20 protein-coding genes, 1 pseudogene and 1 other annotated feature (1 of these 22 cut by a window edge) are annotated in these 20,990 nt (G+C 50.4%); of the genes and pseudogenes, 16 read left to right on the forward strand and 5 right to left on the reverse strand.

Annotation, left to right across the window (positions count from 1 at the left end):
• Genes CXL14_RS06850 through CXL14_RS06880 form a run of 7 tightly spaced genes read left to right on the forward strand, consistent with a single transcriptional unit; the run spans nt 1 to nt 6,992 of the window.
• Nucleotides 1–1,077 (forward strand): polysaccharide pyruvyl transferase family protein, encoded by a 1,077-nt coding sequence (locus CXL14_RS06850; protein WP_014418931.1) that lies wholly within the window; start codon nt 1–3, stop codon nt 1,075–1,077.
• The gene (locus CXL14_RS06855) at nt 1,074–2,108 is read left to right on the forward strand and encodes a glycosyltransferase (RefSeq protein WP_014418930.1); all 1,035 of its coding nucleotides are present in this window, start codon (nt 1,074–1,076) and stop codon (nt 2,106–2,108) included. The genes CXL14_RS06850 and CXL14_RS06855 overlap by 4 nt, the downstream gene beginning before the upstream one ends.
• The gene (locus CXL14_RS06860) at nt 2,105–3,622 is read left to right on the forward strand and encodes an MATE family efflux transporter (RefSeq protein ID WP_014721830.1); all 1,518 of its coding nucleotides are present in this window, start codon (nt 2,105–2,107) and stop codon (nt 3,620–3,622) included. The genes CXL14_RS06855 and CXL14_RS06860 overlap by 4 nt, the downstream gene beginning before the upstream one ends.
• On the forward strand, nt 3,619–4,227 hold the full coding sequence (locus tag CXL14_RS06865) for a sugar transferase (RefSeq protein ID WP_007407383.1): 609 nt from the start codon (nt 3,619–3,621) through the stop codon (nt 4,225–4,227). Before CXL14_RS06860 ends, CXL14_RS06865 begins: the two co-directional genes overlap by 4 nt.
• Complete coding sequence (locus CXL14_RS06870; RefSeq protein WP_014418927.1) at nt 4,224–4,871, forward strand: acetyltransferase; 648 nt, start codon at nt 4,224–4,226, stop codon at nt 4,869–4,871. The genes CXL14_RS06865 and CXL14_RS06870 overlap by 4 nt, the downstream gene beginning before the upstream one ends.
• Nucleotides 4,872–4,875: 4 nt before the next feature.
• Nucleotides 4,876–6,048, forward strand: coding sequence for an aminotransferase class I/II-fold pyridoxal phosphate-dependent enzyme (locus CXL14_RS06875; protein ID WP_014418926.1), 1,173 nt, complete (start codon nt 4,876–4,878; stop codon nt 6,046–6,048).
• Nucleotides 6,027–6,992, forward strand: coding sequence for a polysaccharide pyruvyl transferase family protein (locus tag CXL14_RS06880; RefSeq protein ID WP_022553815.1), 966 nt, complete (start codon nt 6,027–6,029; stop codon nt 6,990–6,992). Before CXL14_RS06875 ends, CXL14_RS06880 begins: the two co-directional genes overlap by 22 nt.
• 13 nt (nt 6,993–7,005) lie before the next feature.
• On the opposite strand, the gene yvfG is transcribed toward CXL14_RS06880, so the two are convergent.
• Nucleotides 7,006–7,224 carry a protein YvfG gene (gene yvfG, locus CXL14_RS06885; protein ID WP_014418924.1) on the reverse strand — a complete coding sequence of 73 codons (219 nt, stop codon included), beginning with the start codon at nt 7,222–7,224 and terminating at the stop codon, nt 7,006–7,008.
• Nucleotides 7,225–7,301: 77 nt separating this feature from the next.
• Here yvfG and rpoN point away from each other — a divergent pair, with 77 nt between their 5' ends.
• A complete protein-coding gene (rpoN, locus tag CXL14_RS06890; protein WP_032863924.1) occupies nt 7,302–8,612 on the forward strand; it encodes an RNA polymerase factor sigma-54 in 1,311 nt (436 codons plus the stop codon).
• Between the two features lie 37 nt (nt 8,613–8,649).
• On the opposite strand, the gene lutP is transcribed toward rpoN, so the two are convergent.
• On the reverse strand, nt 8,650–10,326 hold the full coding sequence (lutP, locus tag CXL14_RS06895; RefSeq protein ID WP_007613900.1) for an L-lactate permease LutP: 1,677 nt from the start codon (nt 10,324–10,326) through the stop codon (nt 8,650–8,652).
• 205 nt (nt 10,327–10,531) lie between these two features.
• Between lutP and CXL14_RS06900 the strand changes: the two genes are divergently transcribed.
• From CXL14_RS06900 to CXL14_RS20625, 7 genes and pseudogenes are all read left to right on the forward strand, one after another.
• The gene (locus CXL14_RS06900) at nt 10,532–11,251 is read left to right on the forward strand and encodes an L-lactate utilization/bacilysin biosynthesis transcriptional regulator LutR (RefSeq protein ID WP_014418922.1); all 720 of its coding nucleotides are present in this window, start codon (nt 10,532–10,534) and stop codon (nt 11,249–11,251) included.
• A gap of 30 nt (nt 11,252–11,281) precedes the next feature.
• Nucleotides 11,282–12,472: an aminotransferase-like domain-containing protein gene (locus tag CXL14_RS06905; RefSeq protein ID WP_014721825.1), complete on the forward strand. Its 1,191-nt coding sequence runs from the start codon at nt 11,282–11,284 to the stop codon at nt 12,470–12,472.
• A 182-nt stretch (nt 12,473–12,654) separates the two neighbouring features.
• Complete coding sequence (locus tag CXL14_RS06910; protein ID WP_014418920.1) at nt 12,655–13,371, forward strand: (Fe-S)-binding protein; 717 nt, start codon at nt 12,655–12,657, stop codon at nt 13,369–13,371.
• Between the two features lie 27 nt (nt 13,372–13,398).
• Nucleotides 13,399–14,829: a LutB/LldF family L-lactate oxidation iron-sulfur protein gene (locus CXL14_RS06915; RefSeq protein ID WP_007407375.1), complete on the forward strand. Its 1,431-nt coding sequence runs from the start codon at nt 13,399–13,401 to the stop codon at nt 14,827–14,829.
• Complete coding sequence (locus CXL14_RS06920; RefSeq protein ID WP_025649302.1) at nt 14,829–15,551, forward strand: LutC/YkgG family protein; 723 nt, start codon at nt 14,829–14,831, stop codon at nt 15,549–15,551. Before CXL14_RS06915 ends, CXL14_RS06920 begins: the two co-directional genes overlap by 1 nt.
• A gap of 252 nt (nt 15,552–15,803) precedes the next feature.
• Complete coding sequence (locus CXL14_RS06930) at nt 15,804–16,088, forward strand: hypothetical protein (RefSeq protein WP_032863900.1); 285 nt, start codon at nt 15,804–15,806, stop codon at nt 16,086–16,088.
• Between the two features lie 269 nt (nt 16,089–16,357).
• Nucleotides 16,358–16,405: pseudogene (locus tag CXL14_RS20625) on the forward strand (hypothetical protein); the annotation flags it as partial.
• 99 nt (nt 16,406–16,504) lie between these two features.
• On the opposite strand, the gene CXL14_RS06935 reads toward CXL14_RS20625, so the two are convergent.
• From CXL14_RS06935 to CXL14_RS06945, 3 genes are all read right to left on the reverse strand, one after another.
• Nucleotides 16,505–17,833 carry a GntP family permease gene (locus CXL14_RS06935; RefSeq protein WP_014418918.1) on the reverse strand — a complete coding sequence of 443 codons (1,329 nt, stop codon included), beginning with the start codon at nt 17,831–17,833 and terminating at the stop codon, nt 16,505–16,507.
• Between the two features lie 26 nt (nt 17,834–17,859).
• Nucleotides 17,860–19,404, reverse strand: coding sequence for a gluconokinase (gntK, locus tag CXL14_RS06940; protein ID WP_007407372.1), 1,545 nt, complete (start codon nt 19,402–19,404; stop codon nt 17,860–17,862).
• Between the two features lie 184 nt (nt 19,405–19,588).
• Nucleotides 19,589–20,446: a MurR/RpiR family transcriptional regulator gene (locus CXL14_RS06945; protein ID WP_014418917.1), complete on the reverse strand. Its 858-nt coding sequence runs from the start codon at nt 20,444–20,446 to the stop codon at nt 19,589–19,591.
• 151 nt (nt 20,447–20,597) lie between these two features.
• On the opposite strand from CXL14_RS06945, the gene CXL14_RS20155 reads away from it, so the two are divergent.
• Nucleotides 20,598–20,756, forward strand: a complete 159-nt coding sequence (locus CXL14_RS20155) for a hypothetical protein (protein WP_014418916.1) — start codon at nt 20,598–20,600, stop codon at nt 20,754–20,756.
• Between the two features lie 91 nt (nt 20,757–20,847).
• Nucleotides 20,848–20,990: a binding site (T-box leader), on the forward strand; it runs 98 nt beyond the window's last position.

Below are 20,990 nucleotides of genomic sequence, written 5' to 3' on the forward strand. Positions count from 1 at the left end.
ATGTCGATACAATCTTTAAAAATCAATCTCGCGGAATGGCTGTTGCTTAAGGTCAAATACCCGTCCCAATTTCATTTCGGAACGGCAGCGGATGGGGCGGGGCTTTCAGCGGCAAGAAAAAAGATCATTCTGACGCTGCTCCCGTCCCACGATAATCTCGGTGATCACGCCATCGCCTACGCAAGCAAAACGTTTCTTGAACGGGAGTATCCCGACTTTGACATCATTGAAGTGGATATGAAGGATATATACAGATCGGCAAAGGCGCTGATCAAAAAGCGCCACCCCGATGATATGGTATTCATCATCGGCGGCGGGAACATGGGGGATTTGTACCGGTATGAGGAATGGACGCGCCGCTTTATCATAAAAACATTCCGGCAATATCGGATCGTTCAGCTTCCGGCGACGGCTCACTTTTCTGAATCAAAAAAGGGACGGAAGGAACTGAAGCGCGCCCGAAAAGTATACAATGCGCATCCCGACCTTTTGTTAATGGCGAGAGATGAGACGACGTATCAATGGATGAAGCGTCATTTTCCCGGAAAAACAGTGCTCAAACAGCCTGACATGGTCTTATATTTGGATAAAAGCGAGCGGCGCACCCCGCGGGAAGGGATCTACCTCTGTTTACGGGAGGATAAGGAGAGTGCGCTGACGGCTGAGGACAGAACGACGGTAAAAGAAGCTTTGGCAAAAGAGTACGGAGAGCTGCATTCCTTTACCACGACGGTCGGCCGGAGGGTCAGCCGCCATACACGTGAAAAGGAGCTGGAAGCGCTTTGGAATACGCTGAAAGGCGCGGAAGCCGTCGTCACTGACAGGCTTCACGGGATGATTTTTTGTGCGCTGACGAAAACGCCTTGTGTCGTCATTCGTTCGTTTGATCATAAGGTGATGGAAGGCTATCAATGGCTGAAAAACATACCGAACATGACATTGCTTGAACGTCCAGACCCTGAAGCTGTAACGGCCGCCGTAAACCGGCTGCTCAGCGGCAAGCATGAGGAAGGCGGTTCATTGCGAAGTGTTTATTTTGCCGGGCTGCGCTCGAAAATCAGCGGTGATGCCCAATGACCGCGCCGCTTGTGAGCGTGATCGTGCCGATGTATAAGACAGAGCCTTTTATTAAAGAATGCGCGGTTTCTTTAACAAAACAGACGCTGAGAGACATCGAAATCATTTTTGTCAATGACGGTTCACCGGATCAGTCAGGCCGGATTGCCGAACAATTCGCCGCAGAAGATACGAGGATCCGGGTGATTCATAAAGAAAACGGCGGCCTCAGCTCGGCCCGCAATGCCGGAATAAAAGCCGCCCGCGGCCGTTATATCGGTTTTGCGGACGGCGATGACTATGTGACGGAAACGATGTTCGAGCGGCTTTATGAAGAAGCGGAGAAGAACCGGCTGGATATCGCCGGCTGCGGTTATTATAAGGAAACGCCGTCTAAAGAAAGAACATATATGCCGCCGTCCATTCCGGCGGGCCGCGTCTTCACAGCGGATGAAATGACTGCATTGCTGACACGCGCGCACGAACATCGGTTTATTTGGTATGTGTGGCGCTATATATACCGGCGAGAAGCATTGCAAGGGCTGTTGTTCCATGAAGATATCCGTTTTGCCGAGGACTCTCCGTTTAACTTGGCAGCGTTCCGCCAAGCCGCGCGTGTCAAAGTGATAGACGAAGGGCTGTATATCTACCGGGAAAATCCGCAAAGTCTTACAGAAACACCGTTTAAGCCCCACTTAGATCAAGAACTGCAAAAGCAATATAAAGCGAAAATGGCTTTTTATGAGGAAAACGGGCTGACGGACGCCTGCCGGAGCGATATCGATACATATTTGTGCAAGCATCAGATTCCGATGCTGATCGCCAACGCATGCGCCGCGCCGCAGCCGTCACACCAGATTACGGCGCACATCGGCAGAATCTTAACGTATGACATGGTAAAAACGGCGGTGCGCAGGACGCCGTGCCGCCATAAACAGCTGCTGGCGGGGGAGCGCGTGGTGCTCGGCCTGTGCAAAATGCGCCTTCCTCTTCTTCTGCATGCGTTTTTCGAACGGAAATCGAAAGAGAAAGGCAGTGCGGAAGGAGCATGAAATTTGCCATTAATTTCGGCGCCAATGTGACGGCGTTTTTACTATCGGTGTTTTTATCAGTGTGGATGACTCCCTTTATTGTGAAAACATTAGGTGTGGAGGCTTTTGGGTTTGTCCATCTGACACAGAATATCATTAACTATTTCTCTATAATTACCGTTGCGCTGAGCTCTGTCGTTGTGAGGTTTTTCTCCGTCGCCGCCCACAGGGGGAACAAGGACGAGGCCAATGCGTATGTAAGCAATTATTTAGCCGCGTCTGTCGTGATATCTCTATTGCTCGCTGTGCCGCTCGCCGGGACGGCTTTTTTTATTGACAAGATTATGAATGTACCGGCCGGGCTCTTAACGGATGTGAGGCTCTCTATCGTGATCGGCAGCGTGCTGTTTATGCTGACGTTTTTTATGGCGGGGTTCGCGACGGGGCCGTTTTTCGCCAACAAGCTTTATATCACAAGCTCCATTCAGGCCGTGCAAATGCTGGTCAGGGTGCTGTGTGTGCTCGCTCTGTTTACGTGCCTGCCGCCGAAAATCTGGCAGATCCAGCTTTCGGCATTAGCGGGAGCCGTCTGTGCGGCCGTGCTGACTTTTTTCTTTTTTAAGAAATTGATTCCGTGGTTTTCTTTCAGCCGTAAAACCTTGTCATTACAGACGAGCAAAGTGCTGTTTTCGGCCGGTGCCTGGAGTTCTGTCAACCAGATCGGCGTGCTGCTGTTTCTGCAGATTGACCTCATGACGGCCAACCTCGTGCTGGGGCCGTCTGAAGCGGGTGTCTATGCGGCGATTATTCAATTCCCGCTCCTGCTCAGAAGTCTTGCCGGGACGCTTGCTTCACTGTTTGCGCCGGTTTTGACTTCCTACTATTCAAAAGGCGATATGGAAGGCCTCCTGTCTTACGCCAATAAGGCCGTGCGGCTGAACGGGCTTCTGCTCGCGCTTCCCGCCGCATTATTAGGAGGGCTCGCCGAACCGTTTCTGGCGATTTGGCTGGGCCCGTCGTTTGTGCAGACGGCGCCGCTTTTATACATTCACGCCGCGTATTTGGCGGTCAGTCTCTCTGTCATGCCGCTTTTTTACGTATGGACGGCTTTTAATAAACAAAAAACGCCCGCCGTCGTTACTTTATGTTTAGGCGGACTGAATGTCATATTGGCCGTGGTTCTCAGCGGACCGGCACATCTCGGGCTGTACGGCATCACCATCGCCGGTGCAGTCTCGCTCATTTTGAAAAATGCCGTCTTCACGCCGCTGTATGTTTCGCATATTACGGGCTTTCAGAAAACCGCGTTTTACAAAGGCATGTTCGGCCCGTTGGCGGCGGCCGTATTTGCCTGGGCTGTCTGCCGGGGTATCCGGCTGTTTTCACCGCTTGACAGCTGGGCCGGCCTGATCGCCGCGGGGCTTGCCGTATGCATAAGCTATGCCGCATTCGCTTTTTTCTTCATTTGTACGAAAGAAGAAAGGCGGCTTGCTTTACAGAAATGCCGAAAAGTGAAAGGAGCTGTTCAGATTTGAAGGCGAAACGTGTATTTGATATAGCGGCCGCGGTGTTGTTATTGTGCGGCGCGAGCGTTATCCTTCTCTTCGCCATGGCCGCCGTCAGATGCGCCATCGGGTCTCCGGTATTGTTCAAACAGACGAGACCGGGGCATAACGGGCGTCCGTTTACGTTGTATAAACTCAGAACGATGACGGATGCGCGTGATGAAAACGGTGTGCTGCTTCCGGATCATCTCCGCCTGACCAAAACGGGAAGGCTGATCAGAAAACTGAGCATCGATGAGCTTCCCCAGCTTTTTAATGTGCTCAAAGGAGATATCAGTCTGGTCGGCCCCCGCCCTTTGCTGATGGATTATCTGCCGCTTTACACGGCGGAGCAGGCGCGGCGCCACGAGGTGAAGCCGGGGATTACGGGCTGGGCGCAGATTAACGGGAGAAACGCGATTTCATGGGAGGAAAAATTCAAGCTCGACGTGTGGTACGTCGACAACCGCACATTTCTTCTCGACTTAAAGATTCTGCTTTTAACAGTGAAAAAAGTTCTCGTGTCAGAAGGCATACACCAAGCCGGCCATGTGACGGCAAAGCGCTTCACAGGCAGCGGAGATATGTCATCGTGAAAAAGATCGTGCTGATCGGAAACGGCGGACACGGAAAAGTCGTGAAGGAAATCGTGCAGGCCCGTTCCGATATGGAGCTTGCGGGCGTATTGGATGACGGATTCAGCGGTTTTGCCGTTCGGAACGGTTTATATACGGGTCGGACGAAAGACGTGCCCATGCTTCGGAAACTCGTCCCCGAGGCCGTATTCACGATATGCATCGGCCGCAACGGCGTCAGAAAGCAGTTCGCTGAAACGCTTGGGCTTGAAGATGACGATTATGCCGCACTCATTCACCCCGGGGCGATCGTCAGTGAAACGGCTTCCGTCGGACACGGAACGGTTGTGATGGCGGGCGCCGTCATTCAGGCGGGCGCTGACATCGGCGCCCATTGCATCATCAATACGGGCGCGGTTGCCGATCATGACAATGCAATCGGAGATTACGTCCATCTTTCACCGCGCGCGGCGCTTGCCGGCGGAGTGAAAGTCGGGGAAGGAACGCACATCGGAATCGGCGCGTCCGTCATACCGCAGATTGACATCGGCCCTTGGTCCGTTATCGGGGCAGGGGCTGCGGTCATCAGCCAAATTCCCGGCCATGTGACGGCGGTCGGCGTTCCGGCCCGCATCATCTCCCCTATCCATAATGAAAAAGGATGATTTCATGCAAACAAACAAACGGATTTATTTGTCTCCGCCTCATATGAGCGGAAAAGAACAGGAATACATTGCAGAAGCTTTTCGTTCCAATTGGATTGCCCCGCTCGGTCCGCTCGTCAATTCGTTTGAAGCGCGGCTCGCGGAATATGCGGGAGTGAAAAGCGCGGCTGCCGTAAGCTCGGGAACGGCGGCCATCCATCTTGCCCTGCGGCTTGCGGGTGTGAAAAAAGGAGACGCTGTATTTTGTCCTTCCTTTACGTTTGTCGCCACGGCGAATCCGATTGTGTATGAGCAGGCTGAGCCCGTTTTTATTGATTCGGAATGGGAGACGTGGAATATGTCGCCTGATGCGCTTGAGCGGGCGCTGCGGGATGCAAAGCGGCGCGGCAGACTCCCGAAAGCGGTGATCGCCGTCAATCTTTACGGCCAAAGCGCGAAAATGGATGAATTAATGAGCCTTTGTGACGCATACGGCGTCTGTCTGATTGAAGACGCTGCCGAGTCCTTAGGATCAACATATAAAGGCAGGCAGAGCGGCACGTTCGGCCGTTTCGGTATTTATTCCTTTAACGGCAACAAAATCATTACAACATCGGGAGGCGGCATGCTCGTGTCTGACGATGAAGCCGCGATTGAAAAAGCGAGGTTTCTTGCGTCTCAGGCGAGAGATGCCGCCGTTCATTACCAGCACAGCGAGCTCGGTTATAACTACAGGCTCAGCAACATTCTCGCGGGCGTGGGGATATCGCAGCTGGAAGTGCTTGAAGATCGCGTCCGGGCGAGGAGAGAAATTTTTCACAGGTATCGGGAAGCGCTGGAAACGTATCCGGGCATCCGCATGATGCCGGAGCTTGAAGGAACGGTTTCAAACCGCTGGCTGACGGCTCTGACGCTTGATAACGGCGTGACGCCGGAAGAAGCCGTCGCCTGTCTTGCGGAACAGAATATTGAGGCCCGGCCGCTGTGGAAACCGCTGCATACGCAGCCGCTTTTCTCATCTTCCGTCTTTTATCCTCACAGCGAACATGAGCGTGTCTCTGAGAACCTTTTCAGCCGGGGCATCTGTCTGCCGTCCGGGTCTGACTTGTGTTCTGAGGATCAGCAGCGTGTCATTGACGCACTTGCGCAACTGTTTGAAACGAAAGGGGAGAAAACATGGACAGCCGCCATGTTATGAGCCGATTAAAAGAAACGCTGACGGGTCTGCTCAGCGTTATACCGCCGCAATCTGACATCATATATGCCGACTATCCCCTCTACGGAAATGTAGGGGATTTATTGATAATGAAAGGGACGGAGGCGTTTTTTAAAGCACACGGCATCTGCGTGAAACAGCGCTGGAATCCCGACAATTTTCCATTCGGGCGCCGGGCGGACAAAAAGACGATCATCGTCTGTCAGGGTGGCGGAAATTTCGGGGATCTCTATCCGTACTATCAGACGTTCAGGGAAAAAATCGTCCAATCCTTTCCGGAAAACAGGATCGTCATCCTGCCGCAATCCATTTATTATCAGGATGAGACACGGCTTGGGAAGACAGCGGCGCTTTTTGCGGAGCACAAGGATCTCCACCTGTTTACGAGAGATCGTGTGTCATACGAGACCGCGAAACGCTTTTTTTCGGCGAATCATATCGGGCTTATGCCTGATATGGCCCATCAGCTGTATCCGATCGCGGCGTCAGCGGCTCCGTCACGCGGCAGGCTTCATTTTAGCCGCACGGATGGGGAAATCAATCCGAAGCTGCAAAACAATCCTTCCGTTAAAAGCTGCGACTGGCAGGATGTGCTGTCAGCAAGCGACCGCAGGGGAATCGCTTTTTTCCAAACACTGAATGTTTTGAATAAAAAAGCGGGAAACCCGCTGCCGATTGCGCGGTTTTGGAAACGCTATTCCGATTTCTTGACGAAAAAAGCGGTTCTGTTTTTCAGCAGGTACGAATCGGTGGAAACGTCAAGGCTTCACGGCCACATCCTGTCCTCGCTTCTCGGGAAACCGAATACCGTCATTGATAATTCATACGGGAAAAACGCCAACTATTATTACACCTGGATGCACGAAGCGCCGGACGTCCGTCTGATCGGGGAAACCGCCGGCACGAAGGAAAACCTTCCGCTTTGAATAAGCGGAAGGTTTATTTTGTTTCTCCGCGTTTTACTTTGTTGTACGCCTCATCCAAATGCTGAATTCTTTTGAGCACAACCGAGTTTTTCGTCAGCTGATCCTGAACAAGGGTTGAGACGACGGAGCGGTAATAGCTGTTCATCGCATGATTTCGGTCTTCATTCGGATTCATTTCAATGTGCTGTGTAAAGTTTTCAATAAAATAAGGAACAGAAAAAAGTTCTGACATCTATAAAGCAACTCCTTTTAATAAGTATATACGGTATGAAACCAATCATGTACAATGAAAAAAGGGGAGTGAGCATGATGGATATCAAACTTCAGCAAACACAAATGTTAAAGCCTCAATTAACGCAAGAGCTTAAACAGGCTATCACATTACTCGGATACAATTCCGCGGAACTGGCCGGATATATTGATGAGCTCTCACTGGAAAACCCTCTGATTGAACGAAAGGAAACAGACACGCCGCCACTATCTTACCATAAAACAAATAAAAACAGGATGAAAGAACGGGACGGAAGCCAGCAGATCAGACATACCCGCAAAACGCTGCAGGATTCGCTCAAACAGCAAGCCTTAGACATGAAGCTGTCCGATGATGAGAAAAAGATTTTCAATTATCTGATACATTCATTGGATTCAAACGGATATTTAAAAGAGGACATACCAGCTGCCGCCGACCATGTATCCGCTTCACAAGAGGAGACGGAAGCGGTTCTGAAAAAGCTTCAATCCCTTGAGCCCGCGGGAATCGGCGCCCGGTCTTTGCAGGAATGCATCCTTCTTCAGCTCCGCCGTCTTCCCGAGCGGAACGAACAGGCGGAATGGATTGCCGACGCCTATTTTGAGCTATTTGCAAGAAAGAACTGGAAAGCGCTTACAACGAAAACGGGCATTCCGCTTAAAGACATTCAGGACATCGCTGACATGATCAGCGCGCTTGATCCGAGGCCGGGGCTCCGTTATGCGCATGAGGAGCCGGGTTTTTACGTGGAACCGGATATTTTCATCACGGTGAAAAACGGCATCATTCAAGCGCGGCTCAACAGCCGTTCGTTTCCTGACATCCAGCTTCATGCCCATTATCAGCCGCTCTTGTCAGCTGCCGGGTGCCGTGACACGAAAAATTATCTGTCGGCAAAATATCAGGAATGGCGCTGGCTGAACCGGGCTTTGTCGCAAAGAAAACAAACGATCACGAGAATTATCGGCGTCCTGACTGAACGGCAGGAATCCTTTTTTCTCACAGGAAAAAGCGGAATGCAGCCGCTGACCTTAAGAGAGGTGGCGGAAACGCTGGAGCTCCACGAATCAACGATCAGCCGGGCCATCAAAGGGAAGTACGTTCAGACGCCGTACGGACTGTATGAAATGAAAACATTTTTCTCGGCGAAAGCTGAATCATCGGGGGACGGCGGCGCCTCCAATTATGCCGTAAAAGCGCATCTGGAGGCATTGGTCCATAAAGAAGATAAAAAGAAACCTTTTTCAGACCAAAAGCTTGCCGATCTGCTGCATGAACAATATGACATCCGAATCTCAAGGCGCACCGTCGCCAAATACCGTGACCAATTAAATATTCCGCCGTCATCGGCGAGAAAACGGTACAGCTGAAACCTCCCCGAGCCAAACCCCGGGGAGGTTCTCCGTGTTACGGGATCATCCATGAAAACAGATGATGCTGTAAAAATGTAATAAGACAGACGAGCAGAAGCAAAAACAGACTGTGCTTAATCGTAAAACGGAAAAGGTCGGCTTCCTTGCCCGCCAGACCGACAGCGGCACAGGCAACCGCAATGGATTGCGGAGAAATCATTTTTCCGGTGACACCGCCCGATGAATTGGCAGCGACGGAGAGAACCGGGTCCATTCCGACAGAGAGCGCCGTCACCTTTTGTAATCCGCCGAACAATAGGTTGGCCGACGTATCAGAGCCGGTAATAAATACGCCGAGCCAGCCGAGCACCGGCGAAAAAAAGGTAAACATCGCGCCCGTCATGGCAAGCGCAAGACCGAGTGTCGTGCTCATGCCGGAAGCATTCGTCACATAAGCAAAGCCGACAACAGAAACAATGGTGACGACCGGAAGCGTTAACTCTTTCACCGTCTCTATAAACGCTTCGCCCCATGTCTTCCACGACATGCCGAGGGCGAACTTGGAGATGACGGCGGCAATCAGAATCGCCGTTCCCGCTGAACCGAAAAGCTCAAGTTTGTACACGGCTTCAATCGGCGTGCCGTCCGCCTGAAGAATCTGCTGATTTACAAATGGTACGGGAGGCGTGAAGGTCAATGCACGCCCGGCTGCATTCAGCCAGGAAAGCCACATTGACGTTCCTTCGTAATGACCGGTTAAGGCAGCCTTCACGCCGGGAATCCCCCAGACGGATATCATGGCCGTCAGAAGAAGGAAAGGAGACCACGCTTTAAACACCGCGGCGCCCCCGTACTTGATCGGCGCCCGGTCAGCGGCCGCTGCTGATTCCCGTTCTGCCGCGAAACGAAAGGCCGTTTTCGGTTTCCAAAATTTCAAAAACACAGCGAGCGCGGCCATGGAAACAAGCGCCGACAGCACATCCGGCAGCTCAGGCCCTAAAAAATTCGAGCTTGCGTACTGCACGGCCGCAAAGGAGACGCCGGAAACAAGAATGGCCGGCCATATCTCAAAAGCCTTTTTAAACCCGCTCATCAAAATGATTAAGTAAAGCGGAATAAAGACGGATAAAAACGGAAGCTGCCGGCCGACCATTTGAGAAATTTCCATTGCCGGTATCCCGGTCGGACCTTCGACAGCGGTAATCGGAATGCCGATCGCACCGAAGGCAACGGGCGCCGTATTGGCAATCAGGCAAATCCCCGCCGCATACAGCGGCTGAAAACCAAGTCCGACGAGCAAAGCAGCCGAGATCGCGACGGGAGCGCCGAAACCGGCGGCGCCTTCTAAAAACGCCCCGAATGAAAAGGCGATGAGCAGCGCCTGCAAACGCCGATCATCTGTAATTGAGAGCACCGAACTCCGGATAATCTCAAACTGTCCCGTTTTCACGGTGATTTTATACAGAAAGACCGATGTGACGATAATCCAGCCGATCGGAAGCAGCCCGTACACCGCTCCCTGAGAAGCGGACATCACCGCTTTTTCCGCCGGCATGCCGTAAACAAATACAGCGATTAAAAGTGAAACGGCTAACGTTAAAAGCCCCGCGATGTACCCCTTCATCCGTTTCACCGCAAGCGCCCAAAAAAAGAAGATAATCGGCACGAGCGCGCAAGCTGCCGATAAAAGCAAATTTCCCCCTAAAGGAGCGTACCCCTGTGTCCATTGCATCCCTAAAAAACCCCTCCTTATGTCATGTAAGCGATTACTTTTTATGATAAGGTCATCTGATGACCGGGTTAATTAGCATTATATTTTGAAAGTTTTGAAAGTACAATACTTTTCTTGAACAAATTGTCTGAACCTGTCGGCGGTGCGAAAAAAGAAGTATAATAGACGATAAACATCAAGATTCACAAGTGACGGGGTGATCGCGTTGAAATATAAACAAATTAAAACGAAAAAAATCTACGAGGAAGTCGCTGACGCATTGCTGGAGAAGATAAAAGCGGGCGAGCTTAAGCCGGGTGAAAAGCTTGATTCCGTTCAGGCGCTTTCTGAGAGTTTTCAGGTCAGCCGCTCGGCGGTCAGAGAAGCGCTGTCGGCTTTGAAAGCGATGGGGCTCGTCGACATGAAGCAGGGAGAAGGCACATACATAAGAGAATTTGAGCCGTCTCATGTTTCCCAGCCGCTTTCTTCCGCCCTCTTGATGAAAAAAGAGGACGTCAAACAGCTGCTCGAAGTCAGAAAGCTGCTTGAACTCGGCGTCGCAGCCATGGCCGCTGAAAAACGCACTGAAGACGATTTACAAAAAATCCGCCAAGCTCTCCTGGAGATGAAAGGCATTGACGGAGACGAAGAATTGGGCGAAAAAGCGGATTTCTCCTTTCACATGGCGCTGGCAGAAGCATCACAAAACGGGCTGCTCAAGCATCTCATGAATCATGTCTCCGCGCTCCTTTTGGAAACAATGAGAGAAACGAGAAAAATTTGGCTGTTTTCTAAACGAACGAGCGTGCAGCGATTGTATGAAGAGCATGAACGCATTTACAGCGCCGTCGCCGCCAAAGACGCGGATGAAGCGGAAGCCGCGATGACGGCGCATCTGACGAATGTGGAAGAAGTGCTGGGGGCTTATTTTGAAGAAAATGTATAGAAGCTGACTTGTGAAAGGGGATAACATCACATGCAGGCCGAATCTTTTTTTTCTGACCATGTAAAGAAAGCTCTGACAAACGATCCTCCCGGGGAATGGATGCCGGCAGTTCCGAAAGCGTGCATCCCCCTGCATTCCGGCTATCCCGATCCCGCACTCGTTCCTGATAAGGAGCTGAAAGAAGCCGCCGCCCGCCTTCTGGATGAGGAGCGCGATCTGCCGCTGCATTATATGGGAAGCCCGAGGACGGCCGTTTTAAAAAAGCAGATTCAAGAACGGTTAGCCACCCGCGGCATTCACTGTCGGGACGATGAGCTGCTCGTGACGTCAGGCGCCTGTCAGGCGATAGATCTGGCAGCCCGGGTTTTCCTCGATGAAAAAACCGCCGCTGCCGTTGAAGCTCCGGTCTATATGGAAGCGCTCGAGATTTTTAAAAATTACACACCGCATATCATGAGCATTCCGACAGATCAAGAGGGCCTGCAAACAGAAACATTAGCGTTCATGCTTGAGGAAAGAAAACGAAAAGGGCTTCTGATTCCCCGTCTTCTCTACACGATACCCGCTTTTCAGAATCCTGCGGGAACCGTAATGTCAGCGAAGCGGAGAACCCGCCTGCTTCAGCTTGCCGAAGCGTATGATTTTCTCATCTTGGAGGATGATGCATACGGCGAGCTCGGATTCACCGATATTCCGCCGCCCTTGAAAGCCATGGATCAAAACGGCCGGGTGCTGTACGCCGGTTCATTATCAAAAGTCATCGCCCCGGGTATGAGGATCGGCTGGATTGCAGGGGACGCCGCATTCATCACGGCATTGTCATGGTTAAAAAAAGACTTAGGCCACCCGTTTTCCCAAGCGGTGACCGCCGTCTATCTGGAACAAACGAATGTGGAAAAACGGCTCGCTGCCTTGCGGGAAGCATATCGAAGCAAACGTGACGTTTTGCTCGCCGCATTAGCGCGATATCTTCCGGAATCCGCATCTTGGCACGTGCCTAAAGGCGGTTACTTTGTATGGGTGAAAGCGCCTGGGGCGGATACATCCGCAATGCTGGCGAGGGCTCTTTCTCACGGCGTTTCCTATGTACCCGGTAAATATTTTTTTCTGCATCAGGAAGACGGTGCCGAATATCTTCGCCTGTCGTTCAGTTATGCCGGTAAAGCCGCGATAAAAGAGGGTGTGCAAAAACTGGGACGTCTGCTGGAAAACGGGATGTAGAGCAGCATGAGAAGCTTTCGGGCTTCTCTTTTTTTGTCCCCCTTCAGCGCATCGGACGAAAGGATTTTTCAGAAAAAACTTCCAATCCATATTCAGAATAGTGTAGGATATTCATAGAGCTTTCCTAAAAACAGGTCATCAGATGACCGGATCACATATTGAGGATGAAAGAGGGGTTCATCATGAAAGTCTCATTATTTGTCACGTGCCTTGTGGATATGTTCCAGACCAATGTCGGAAAGGCGACGGTTGAGGTGCTGGAACGGCTCGGGTGTGAGGTGGATTTTCCCGAGGGGCAGATTTGCTGCGGGCAGCCCGCATACAACAGCGGGTATGTGACGGATGCGAAAAAAGCGATGAAGCGGATGATTGCCGCGTTTGAAGAAGCGGAGTACGTCGTCAGTCCGTCAGGTTCCTGTACGACGATGTTCCGTGAATATCCGCATCTGTTTCAGGATGATCCGAAGTGGGCGGCAAAAGCGCAGCAGCTTGCGGACAAAACATATGAGTTAACAGATTTTATCGTCAACGTTCTCGGGGTGGAGGATGTCGGGGCGGTGCTGCAAAAAAAAGCGACAGTCCATACATCGTGCCACATGACGAGGCTGCTCGGCGTGTCGGAGGAGCCGATGAAGCTTTTGCGCCATGTCAAGGGGCTCGAGCTGACCGCGCTTCCCGGAAAGCACCAATGCTGCGGATTCGGAGGAACGTTTTCTGTGAAAATGGCGCAAATCTCTGAACAAATGGTGGATGAGAAGGTCGCCTGCGTGGAAGACACGGAGGCCGAAGTGCTGATCGGGGCGGATTGCGGCTGTCTGATGAATATCGGCGGGCGTCTTGACCGTAAGGATAAAAACGTCAGAGTCATGCACATCGCCGAAGTGCTGAACAGCAGATAACACGGGAAACAACAAGGGGGGAAAATTATGGCGATGAAAATCGGTACCGCCGCTTTTAAAGAGCGGGTATCAGAAGGAATAGATAATGAGTTTATGAGAGGAGCCGTCTCCGGAGCGCAGGAACGGCTCAGGACAAGAAGGCTTCAGGCGGCCGAGGAATTGGGAAACTGGGAGGATTGGCGTTCCCATGCCGAAGAAATCAGACAGCATGTGCTGGACAATCTTGATTTCTATTTGGAACAGCTCGCCGAAAACGTCGCCAACAGAGGCGGACACGTCTTTTTCGCCGAAACGGCGGAAGAAGCGTCCTCCTATATCCGCGATGTCATCCGGCAGAAAAACGCCAAAAAAATCGTAAAATCCAAATCCATGGTGACAGAAGAAATCAATATGAACGAAGTGCTTGAGGAAGAGGGCTGTGAAGTCACAGAAACGGATCTCGGCGAATACATTCTCCAGATTGACGACCACGATCCGCCGTCACATATCGTTGCTCCCGCTCTTCACAAAAACAAAGAGCAGATCCGTGACGTGTTTAAAGAGAGACTCGAATACAAACAGACGGAAAAACCGGAAGAGCTCGTCATGCACGCGCGCAGCGTTCTCCGGAAAAAATTTCTCGAAGCGGATGTCGGCATTACAGGCTGCAACTTTGCGATCGCGGATACCGGATCGGTCAGTCTCGTGACGAACGAAGGAAACGGCCGCCTTGTATCCGCGCTGCCGAAGACGCAGATCACCGTGATGGGAATGGAGCGGATCGTTCCGTCATTTTCTGAGTTTGAAGTGCTTGTCAGCATGCTGACGAGAAGCGCGGTCGGCCAGCGGCTTACAAGTTACATTACGGCGCTGACGGGACCTCGTCAGCAAGGAGAAGCTGACGGGCCTGAGGAATTCCACCTTGTGGTTGTGGACAACGGGCGTTCCCGCATACTCGGCACGGAATTCCAATCGGTGCTGCAATGTATCCGCTGCGCCGCCTGCATCAACGTCTGTCCCGTGTACCGGCATGTCGGCGGACACTCGTACGGGTCCATCTATTCGGGTCCGATCGGCGCCGTCTTATCGCCTCTTCTCGGCGGATATGACGAATACAAGGAGCTCCCGTACGCATCTTCCTTATGCGCGGCCTGTACGGAAGCATGTCCCGTTAAAATTCCGCTGCACGAGCTGCTGCTCAAGCATCGGCAGAACATCGTGGAAAAAGAGGGCAAAGCGCCGATCAGCGAAAAACTGGCGATGAAAGCCTTCGGGCTCGGCTCGTCATCCCCGTCCCTTTATAAAATGGGATCGAAATGGGCGCCTGCCGCCATGACGCCGTTTACGGAAGATGACAAAATATCAAAAGGGCCGGGGCCGTTAAAAGAATGGACGGCAATACGGGATTTCCCGGCGCCGCATAAATCGAGATTCAGAGATTGGTTTAAAGACCGGGAAAAACAAAAGGGGGAAGAATGATGATGAAAGGGACGGTTACACATCAGGAATCCTTTTTAAACCGGATCGCCGAAAGTCTGGGCAGAGAGCGCAGGAAATCAGGCGTGTCCCTGCCTGAATGGAAGTATCAGCCTCAATATCAAACGCATGCGGACTGTACGGAAGACGATCTTGTCACGATGCTGAAAGACCACTGCGTCAACATTCATACCGAACTGATCGAAACGGATGCAGCCGGGCTTTACGACGCTTTGCGCACGCAGGTGAACCGCTTTGAAGGAGGGCCTGTCATCATTCCGAAGGACAGCCGGTTTGAAACGTACGGCTTGCAGACCCTTATGACAGAAGAGTGGCCGGATGAAGGGATTCCAGTTTGGGAATGGGACGCGGAACAAGGAGCGAAAAATATTGAAAAAGCGGAACAAGCGAATGTGGGCATCACATTCAGCGAGATTACGCTTGCAGAATCAGCCACCGTCGTTTTGTATGCGTCAGAGCATGCCGGCCGTTCTGTCAGCCTGCTTCCGACCACCTATATCGCAATCATCCCGAAATCTTCCATTGTGCCGAGAATGACACAGGCCAGCGATATACTGAAACAGCAGATCAGAGACGGCGTCACCGTTCCTTCCTGCATCAACTATATTACTGGACCGAGCAACTCGGCCGATATCGAAATGGATTTGGTTGTCGGCGTCCACGGACCCGTTAAAGCCGCTTATATCCTTGTGAATGACCGATAAAAAAACAAACCCCGGTTTTCTGATATGATCCCCTCAAAGCAGACAGAAAAAAGAAAGCATACTGATCTGTCTGCAATGGAGGGGATTTTTCATGGGGAAAACACGTAAAGCTTATGATATTCACTTTAAGAAAAAGGTTGTTGATCTTCACCTAAATGATGGGATGGGTTATCAGACAATCGCCATTGAAAATGATTAGGCGCATATTATAAGATTTAGGAAATATTGTTTTAAGGTGGTTTTGAATAACTCATGAACAGTATTCAAAAAGAAACTGAAAAGAGCAATGCATCTAGGGACTGGTTGATTTATATTACAGTATCAGTAATCTTTTTAATAGCAGTATCGATATTTAGCTTTTTTGAGTCGGAAGTTGATTTTAACGGTATGGCTCTCCGATTATTTGATGCTTTGATCAGCTGTATCTTGGTTATAAACGGTCTTTATTTTATGCAGAAAAACAAAGGGATAGCGGTCGTTTCCTTCCTTTTACGAATAATTAATCTAGGGATATTAGCTGTTCTTTTGTTTCGTTAAAGAAAGAGGAGCCCAGCTCATATTGATATGATCCCCTCATAGCAGACAGAAAAAAGAAAGCATACTGATCTGTCTGCAATGGAGGGGATTTTTTATGGGGAAAACACGTAAAACTTATGAATATTCACTTTAAGAAAAAAGTTGTTGATCTTCACCTAAATGACCAGAGAAATGAACATTGATAAAAACCAAGTAAGGAGATGGGTTAACCACTTTCAGACAGAGGGGATGAAAGGGTCAAAACAGCTGAAGCAGTTCAAGAAGCAGTATGTAAATATATTCATTTTTACAACCATCAACGGTTCCAAAAGAAGTGAAACAACCTGAGCCCATATCAATACAGGACTCAGGCTGCTTCGTGTCTTTTTAACACTGTCTACTTGACAGGGGTCACTTCATTCGGCCGGGGTTTGTTTTTATATAAACGCGTTAATGATCATGATAAAACAGATCGCACTGACAGAAATAATCGTTTCCATCGCCGTCCATGTCAGGAATGTTTCTTTTACTGTCATTCCGAAATACTCTTTAATGAGCCAGAAACCGGAGTCATTGACATGTGACAGAATCAAAGAGCCCGCTCCCGTTGCCAAAACGAGAAGCTCACTGCTGACGCCCGGCATGACAGATGCAATCGGTGCAACAATGCCGGCCGCCGTCATCATGGCGACAGTCGCTGAACCTGTGGCGACACGGATGACCGCTGCGATCGTCCAGCTTAAAAGAACGGGAGAGAAGCTTGAATGCTTCGCAATGTCAGCAATATACGTGCCGACGCCTGAATCAATCAGGACGTTGTTAAAAGCGCCGCCGGCTCCGATCACAAGCAGAATGGAAGCGATCGGTCCGAGACAGTCATTGCTGAATTTTAAAATGCTTTCTCTGTCAAAGCCCTGATAAAAACCAAGGCTGAAAAAGGAGTAAACCGTGGCGATCAAAAGCGCCGTGACAGGGTCGCCGATAAATTTAAAAGTTTCATAGAGCGCGCTTTTTTCCGGAAGCGCAATTTCGGCAAGCGTTGCCATAAGCATCAGGATCACCGGTACCAATATCGTAAACAATGTATTTGCGAATCCCGGAAGCTTGCGTTTTTCATTCCGTTCAATAAATTGTTTTTTCAACAGTTCGGGAACGGGTTTATGAATGCGCTTACCAATCCATTTTCCGTAAAGCGGCCCTGCGATGATGGCAGTCGGAATGCCGACGATTAAAGAAAACAAAATCGTTTTTCCGACATTGGCGTGATAAATGCCGACAGCCGCCATCGCCGCCGGGTGGGGCGGAACCAATCCGTGCACGACGGAAAGTCCCGCAAGGAGCGGAATCCCGATCGTCACTAATGAAACGCCGGTTTCAATCGCAATCGTAAACAAAAGCGGCACGAGCAGGACGAAGCCGACCTGGAAAAAGACCGGGATGCCGACGATAAAAGCGACGGCCATCATCGCCCAATGCACTTTCTTTTTGCCGAAGCGGCCGATCAGGGTGTGGGCGATACGCTCCGCACCGCCTGATTCAGCCATCATTTTTCCGAGCATCGTACCGAGGGCCAGCACGATCGCAAGCAGCGACAGCGTATTGCCGAGCCCGGTTTTCATCGAAGCGATAATGTCCGGCAGATTCATGCCCGTTGCGAAACCGACAAGGATGGATGTAATCAAAAGACTGATAAACGGATTTAATTTAGCGACCGTAATCAATAAGAGTAAAACGATAATAGCGGCAATGACAATAAACAGTAACATGACCTTTTCACCCTTTCAAAGAAGAATTAACGGCTTTGTTTGAGCTGAAATTCACTGATGACGTCAAATTCATCTTTGAGCTTGTCATACAGCCGCTCGTATAAGTAAAACAGCTCAATATATGTTTCGCTGTTTTTGACGTTCGGTTCATGGCGGTGAGAAATTCTGATCCAGTCCTGAACATCCTCGATCCGTTCCATTTCGCCAAGGCTGTGCAAAGCGAGAACGGCCGCTCCGAGCGCCGAGGCTTCGTAACTTTCCGGAACGAGGACTTCCCGTCCCATCGTATCGGACAAAATCTGCCTCCAAAGCGGTGATCTCGCAAATCCTCCCGAAGCCCGCACGTCTTTTGCGGGGCCCGCCAAATCTCTCAGTGCGACACCGATTGAAAAGACGCTCATGATGACGCCTTCCAGCACCGCTCTGATAAAATGCTCCCGTTTATGGCGGAGGCTGATGCCGAAAAACGTTCCGCGGGCATTCGGATTCCAAAACGGCGCGCGCTCCCCTGATAAAAACGGCAGAAACAGCAATCCCTCAGAGCCTGCGGGCACTTTATCAGCGATATCAATCATTAAATCGTACGGATCAATGCCGAGCCGCTTCGCCGTTTCGACTTCCGGAGAAGCGAATTCGTCTCGAAGCCAGCGCAGCATAATGCCTCCGTTATTCGTCGGGCCTCCGATGACCCAATGCTTGTCAGTCAGCGCGTAACAGAATGTCCGCGCTTTTTCATCCGTAATCGGCGCATCCGTCACCGAACGCACGGCTCCGCTCGTTCCGATCGTAACGGCCACTTCGCCTTTGCCGATCGCGCCGACTCCAAGGTTGGCGAGCACGCCGTCATTTGCGCCGATAATAAACGGTGTATCCGCATGAATGCCCATCCGTGCAGCGATTTCCGGCGCAAGGCCGCGCAGCTGATGAGTGGTCGGCACGATGTCCGACAGCTGATCTTCCCGGATTCCGGCAATCCGGAGCGCTTCTTCATCCCAGGAAAGCGTATCTAAACGGAACAGCCCCGTTGCCGAAGCGATCGAATAATCGACGACATAAGTTCCGAAAAACTCGTGCAGAATATATTCTTTAATACTGATGAATTTGGCGGTTTTCGCGAATGTCTCCTTGTCCTGTTCTTTCATCCACACAATTTTGGAAAGCGGAGACATCGGGTGAATCGGCGTACCCGTTCTTTTATAAATATCAAAACCGTTCATCTCTTTTAAAATCCGTTTTGATTGCTCGGCGCTGCGGTTGTCCGCCCAAATGATGCTTTTGGTCAGCAGGCCGCCGTTTTGATCGACAGCTATCAATGAGTGCATGGCGGTGCTGATGCCGATTGCAAGCAGATTGTCAGGACTCAGTCCGGCCTTTGTGACGGCGCCCCTGATGCTTCCGATAACCGCTTCCAAAATGTGCTCAGGATCCTGCTCGGCCCATGCCGGTTTTGGCTGTATTAAATCATAGTGAACCGAATGCTTGGCTAACACTTTGCCTCTTGGTCCGAACAGAACGGCTTTCGTACTGGTCGTGCCGATATCCAGACCGATAACAGCTTGGGTTTCTTTCATAATATATCCCGCCTAATCTGATTGAATAATAAGATAGATTGATAATGTATGCCCTTACAAAGTCAATTATAGGAATAATTTTTTTATAAATCAACGATGAAGAAGAAAATTTTTTTCATAAAATTGCCTCAATTCCCGCTGTATCGGCATTCTCTCTTTTGAAAAATAAATATTCAGAAAGCGATTACAAACGTTTGTGCGCGATCATTTTTCTGATTTGCTGCAAGTTGGCGAGCGTTTTCTCCTGCCGCAGCCGGGCCGTGGCGAAATACAGTGTATCAATGACCGACAGCTGGGCAAGCCTTGCGGACATTGCTTCCGTTCTGAAAGCCGTCTCCCTTGTTGACGTATACAGCACCACGTCGGAAATCTGGGTGAGCGGCGACTTTTGGTAGCTTGTAATGCCGATCGTACCGGCGCCGAGCGATTTGGCCATTTTCACCGCGTCAAGCACGTCCTTATTGCTTCCCGAATGAGAAATGCCGATGACTGCGCTTTCGGGACCGAGAAGACCCGCTGACATCGCCTGAAAGTGAGAATCTGTGTGCGCGATGCAATTTATACCCGTACGCATAAATTTATGATACGCGTCTGTGGCGATCAGTCCGGAACCGCCGTTTCCGTAAAATTCAATTCTGTCTGCGCGGTGGATCATTTCTACCGCTTTTTCAACGTCGGCCGGATCTAATAATTGAAAGGTATCGGTCAGACCGGAAATGTTTGTGCGGAAAACTTTCTGGATGATGACTTCGATATCGTCGTCGGGGCTCATTTCTTCATGAATGTGCTGCACCGGCTCCTGAACGATCTCCTGAGCAAGCGCGATTTTTAAATCCTGATAGCCGGAAAAACCGAGCCGTTTGCACAGCCTGAAAATCGTCGCTTCAGAGCTTTTCGTTTTTTCCGCCAGCTGAATGATGGAAAGGTGAACCACGTCTTTCGGTTCCTTCACGATATGGTCTGCAATCGCTCTCAATTTTGGCGACAAACCTTTGCTGGCCGCCTGAATCTTCCCGATGCTGCTTGAATTCACAGGGGTCATGCTATAACCTCCCTACTTGAATGTAAACGCATACTTTTATGATAAAGCAAGTTTCAATATAAGGAAAACAGAATTTTAAAATTGTTTTTTCAATTTTGTATATAAAAAAAGAGAAAAAGCCGCCGATGATAGAAAGTGAGGAGGCACCTGAATGAAAAAAGTATGGATTCTCGTCATATCATTCGGCATTGCGCTTGCGCTGTTTTTATACGCAAACACAAAGGTGAAAGCGGAAAGCGCGGCGCCCGGAAAGCAAAGCCTTGTGTCCGGATTTCAGCTGAAATTTCCGAATCACCGGGTAGGACAATAGGCGGCAAAAATTAGTATTGACTTTGAAAATAGAAGACTGTATATTATGATACTATATTCAGAAAATAAAAACTCAAGAGATTCATTTAACATAAAACACTGTGAACGGGAGCAGTAAAAGAATCCAATCAGAAAAAGAGAGCCGCGGGTTGGTGCAACGCGGACTGATTGTTCTTTGAACTCGCCCGGAAGTGGCAGGGCGGAACGGAATTGTCGGAATATTCCCTATGTCCTA

It is taken from the genome of Bacillus sp. SJ-10 (assembly GCF_002843505.1).
Lineage (GTDB): Bacteria > Bacillota > Bacilli > Bacillales > Bacillaceae > Bacillus > Bacillus velezensis.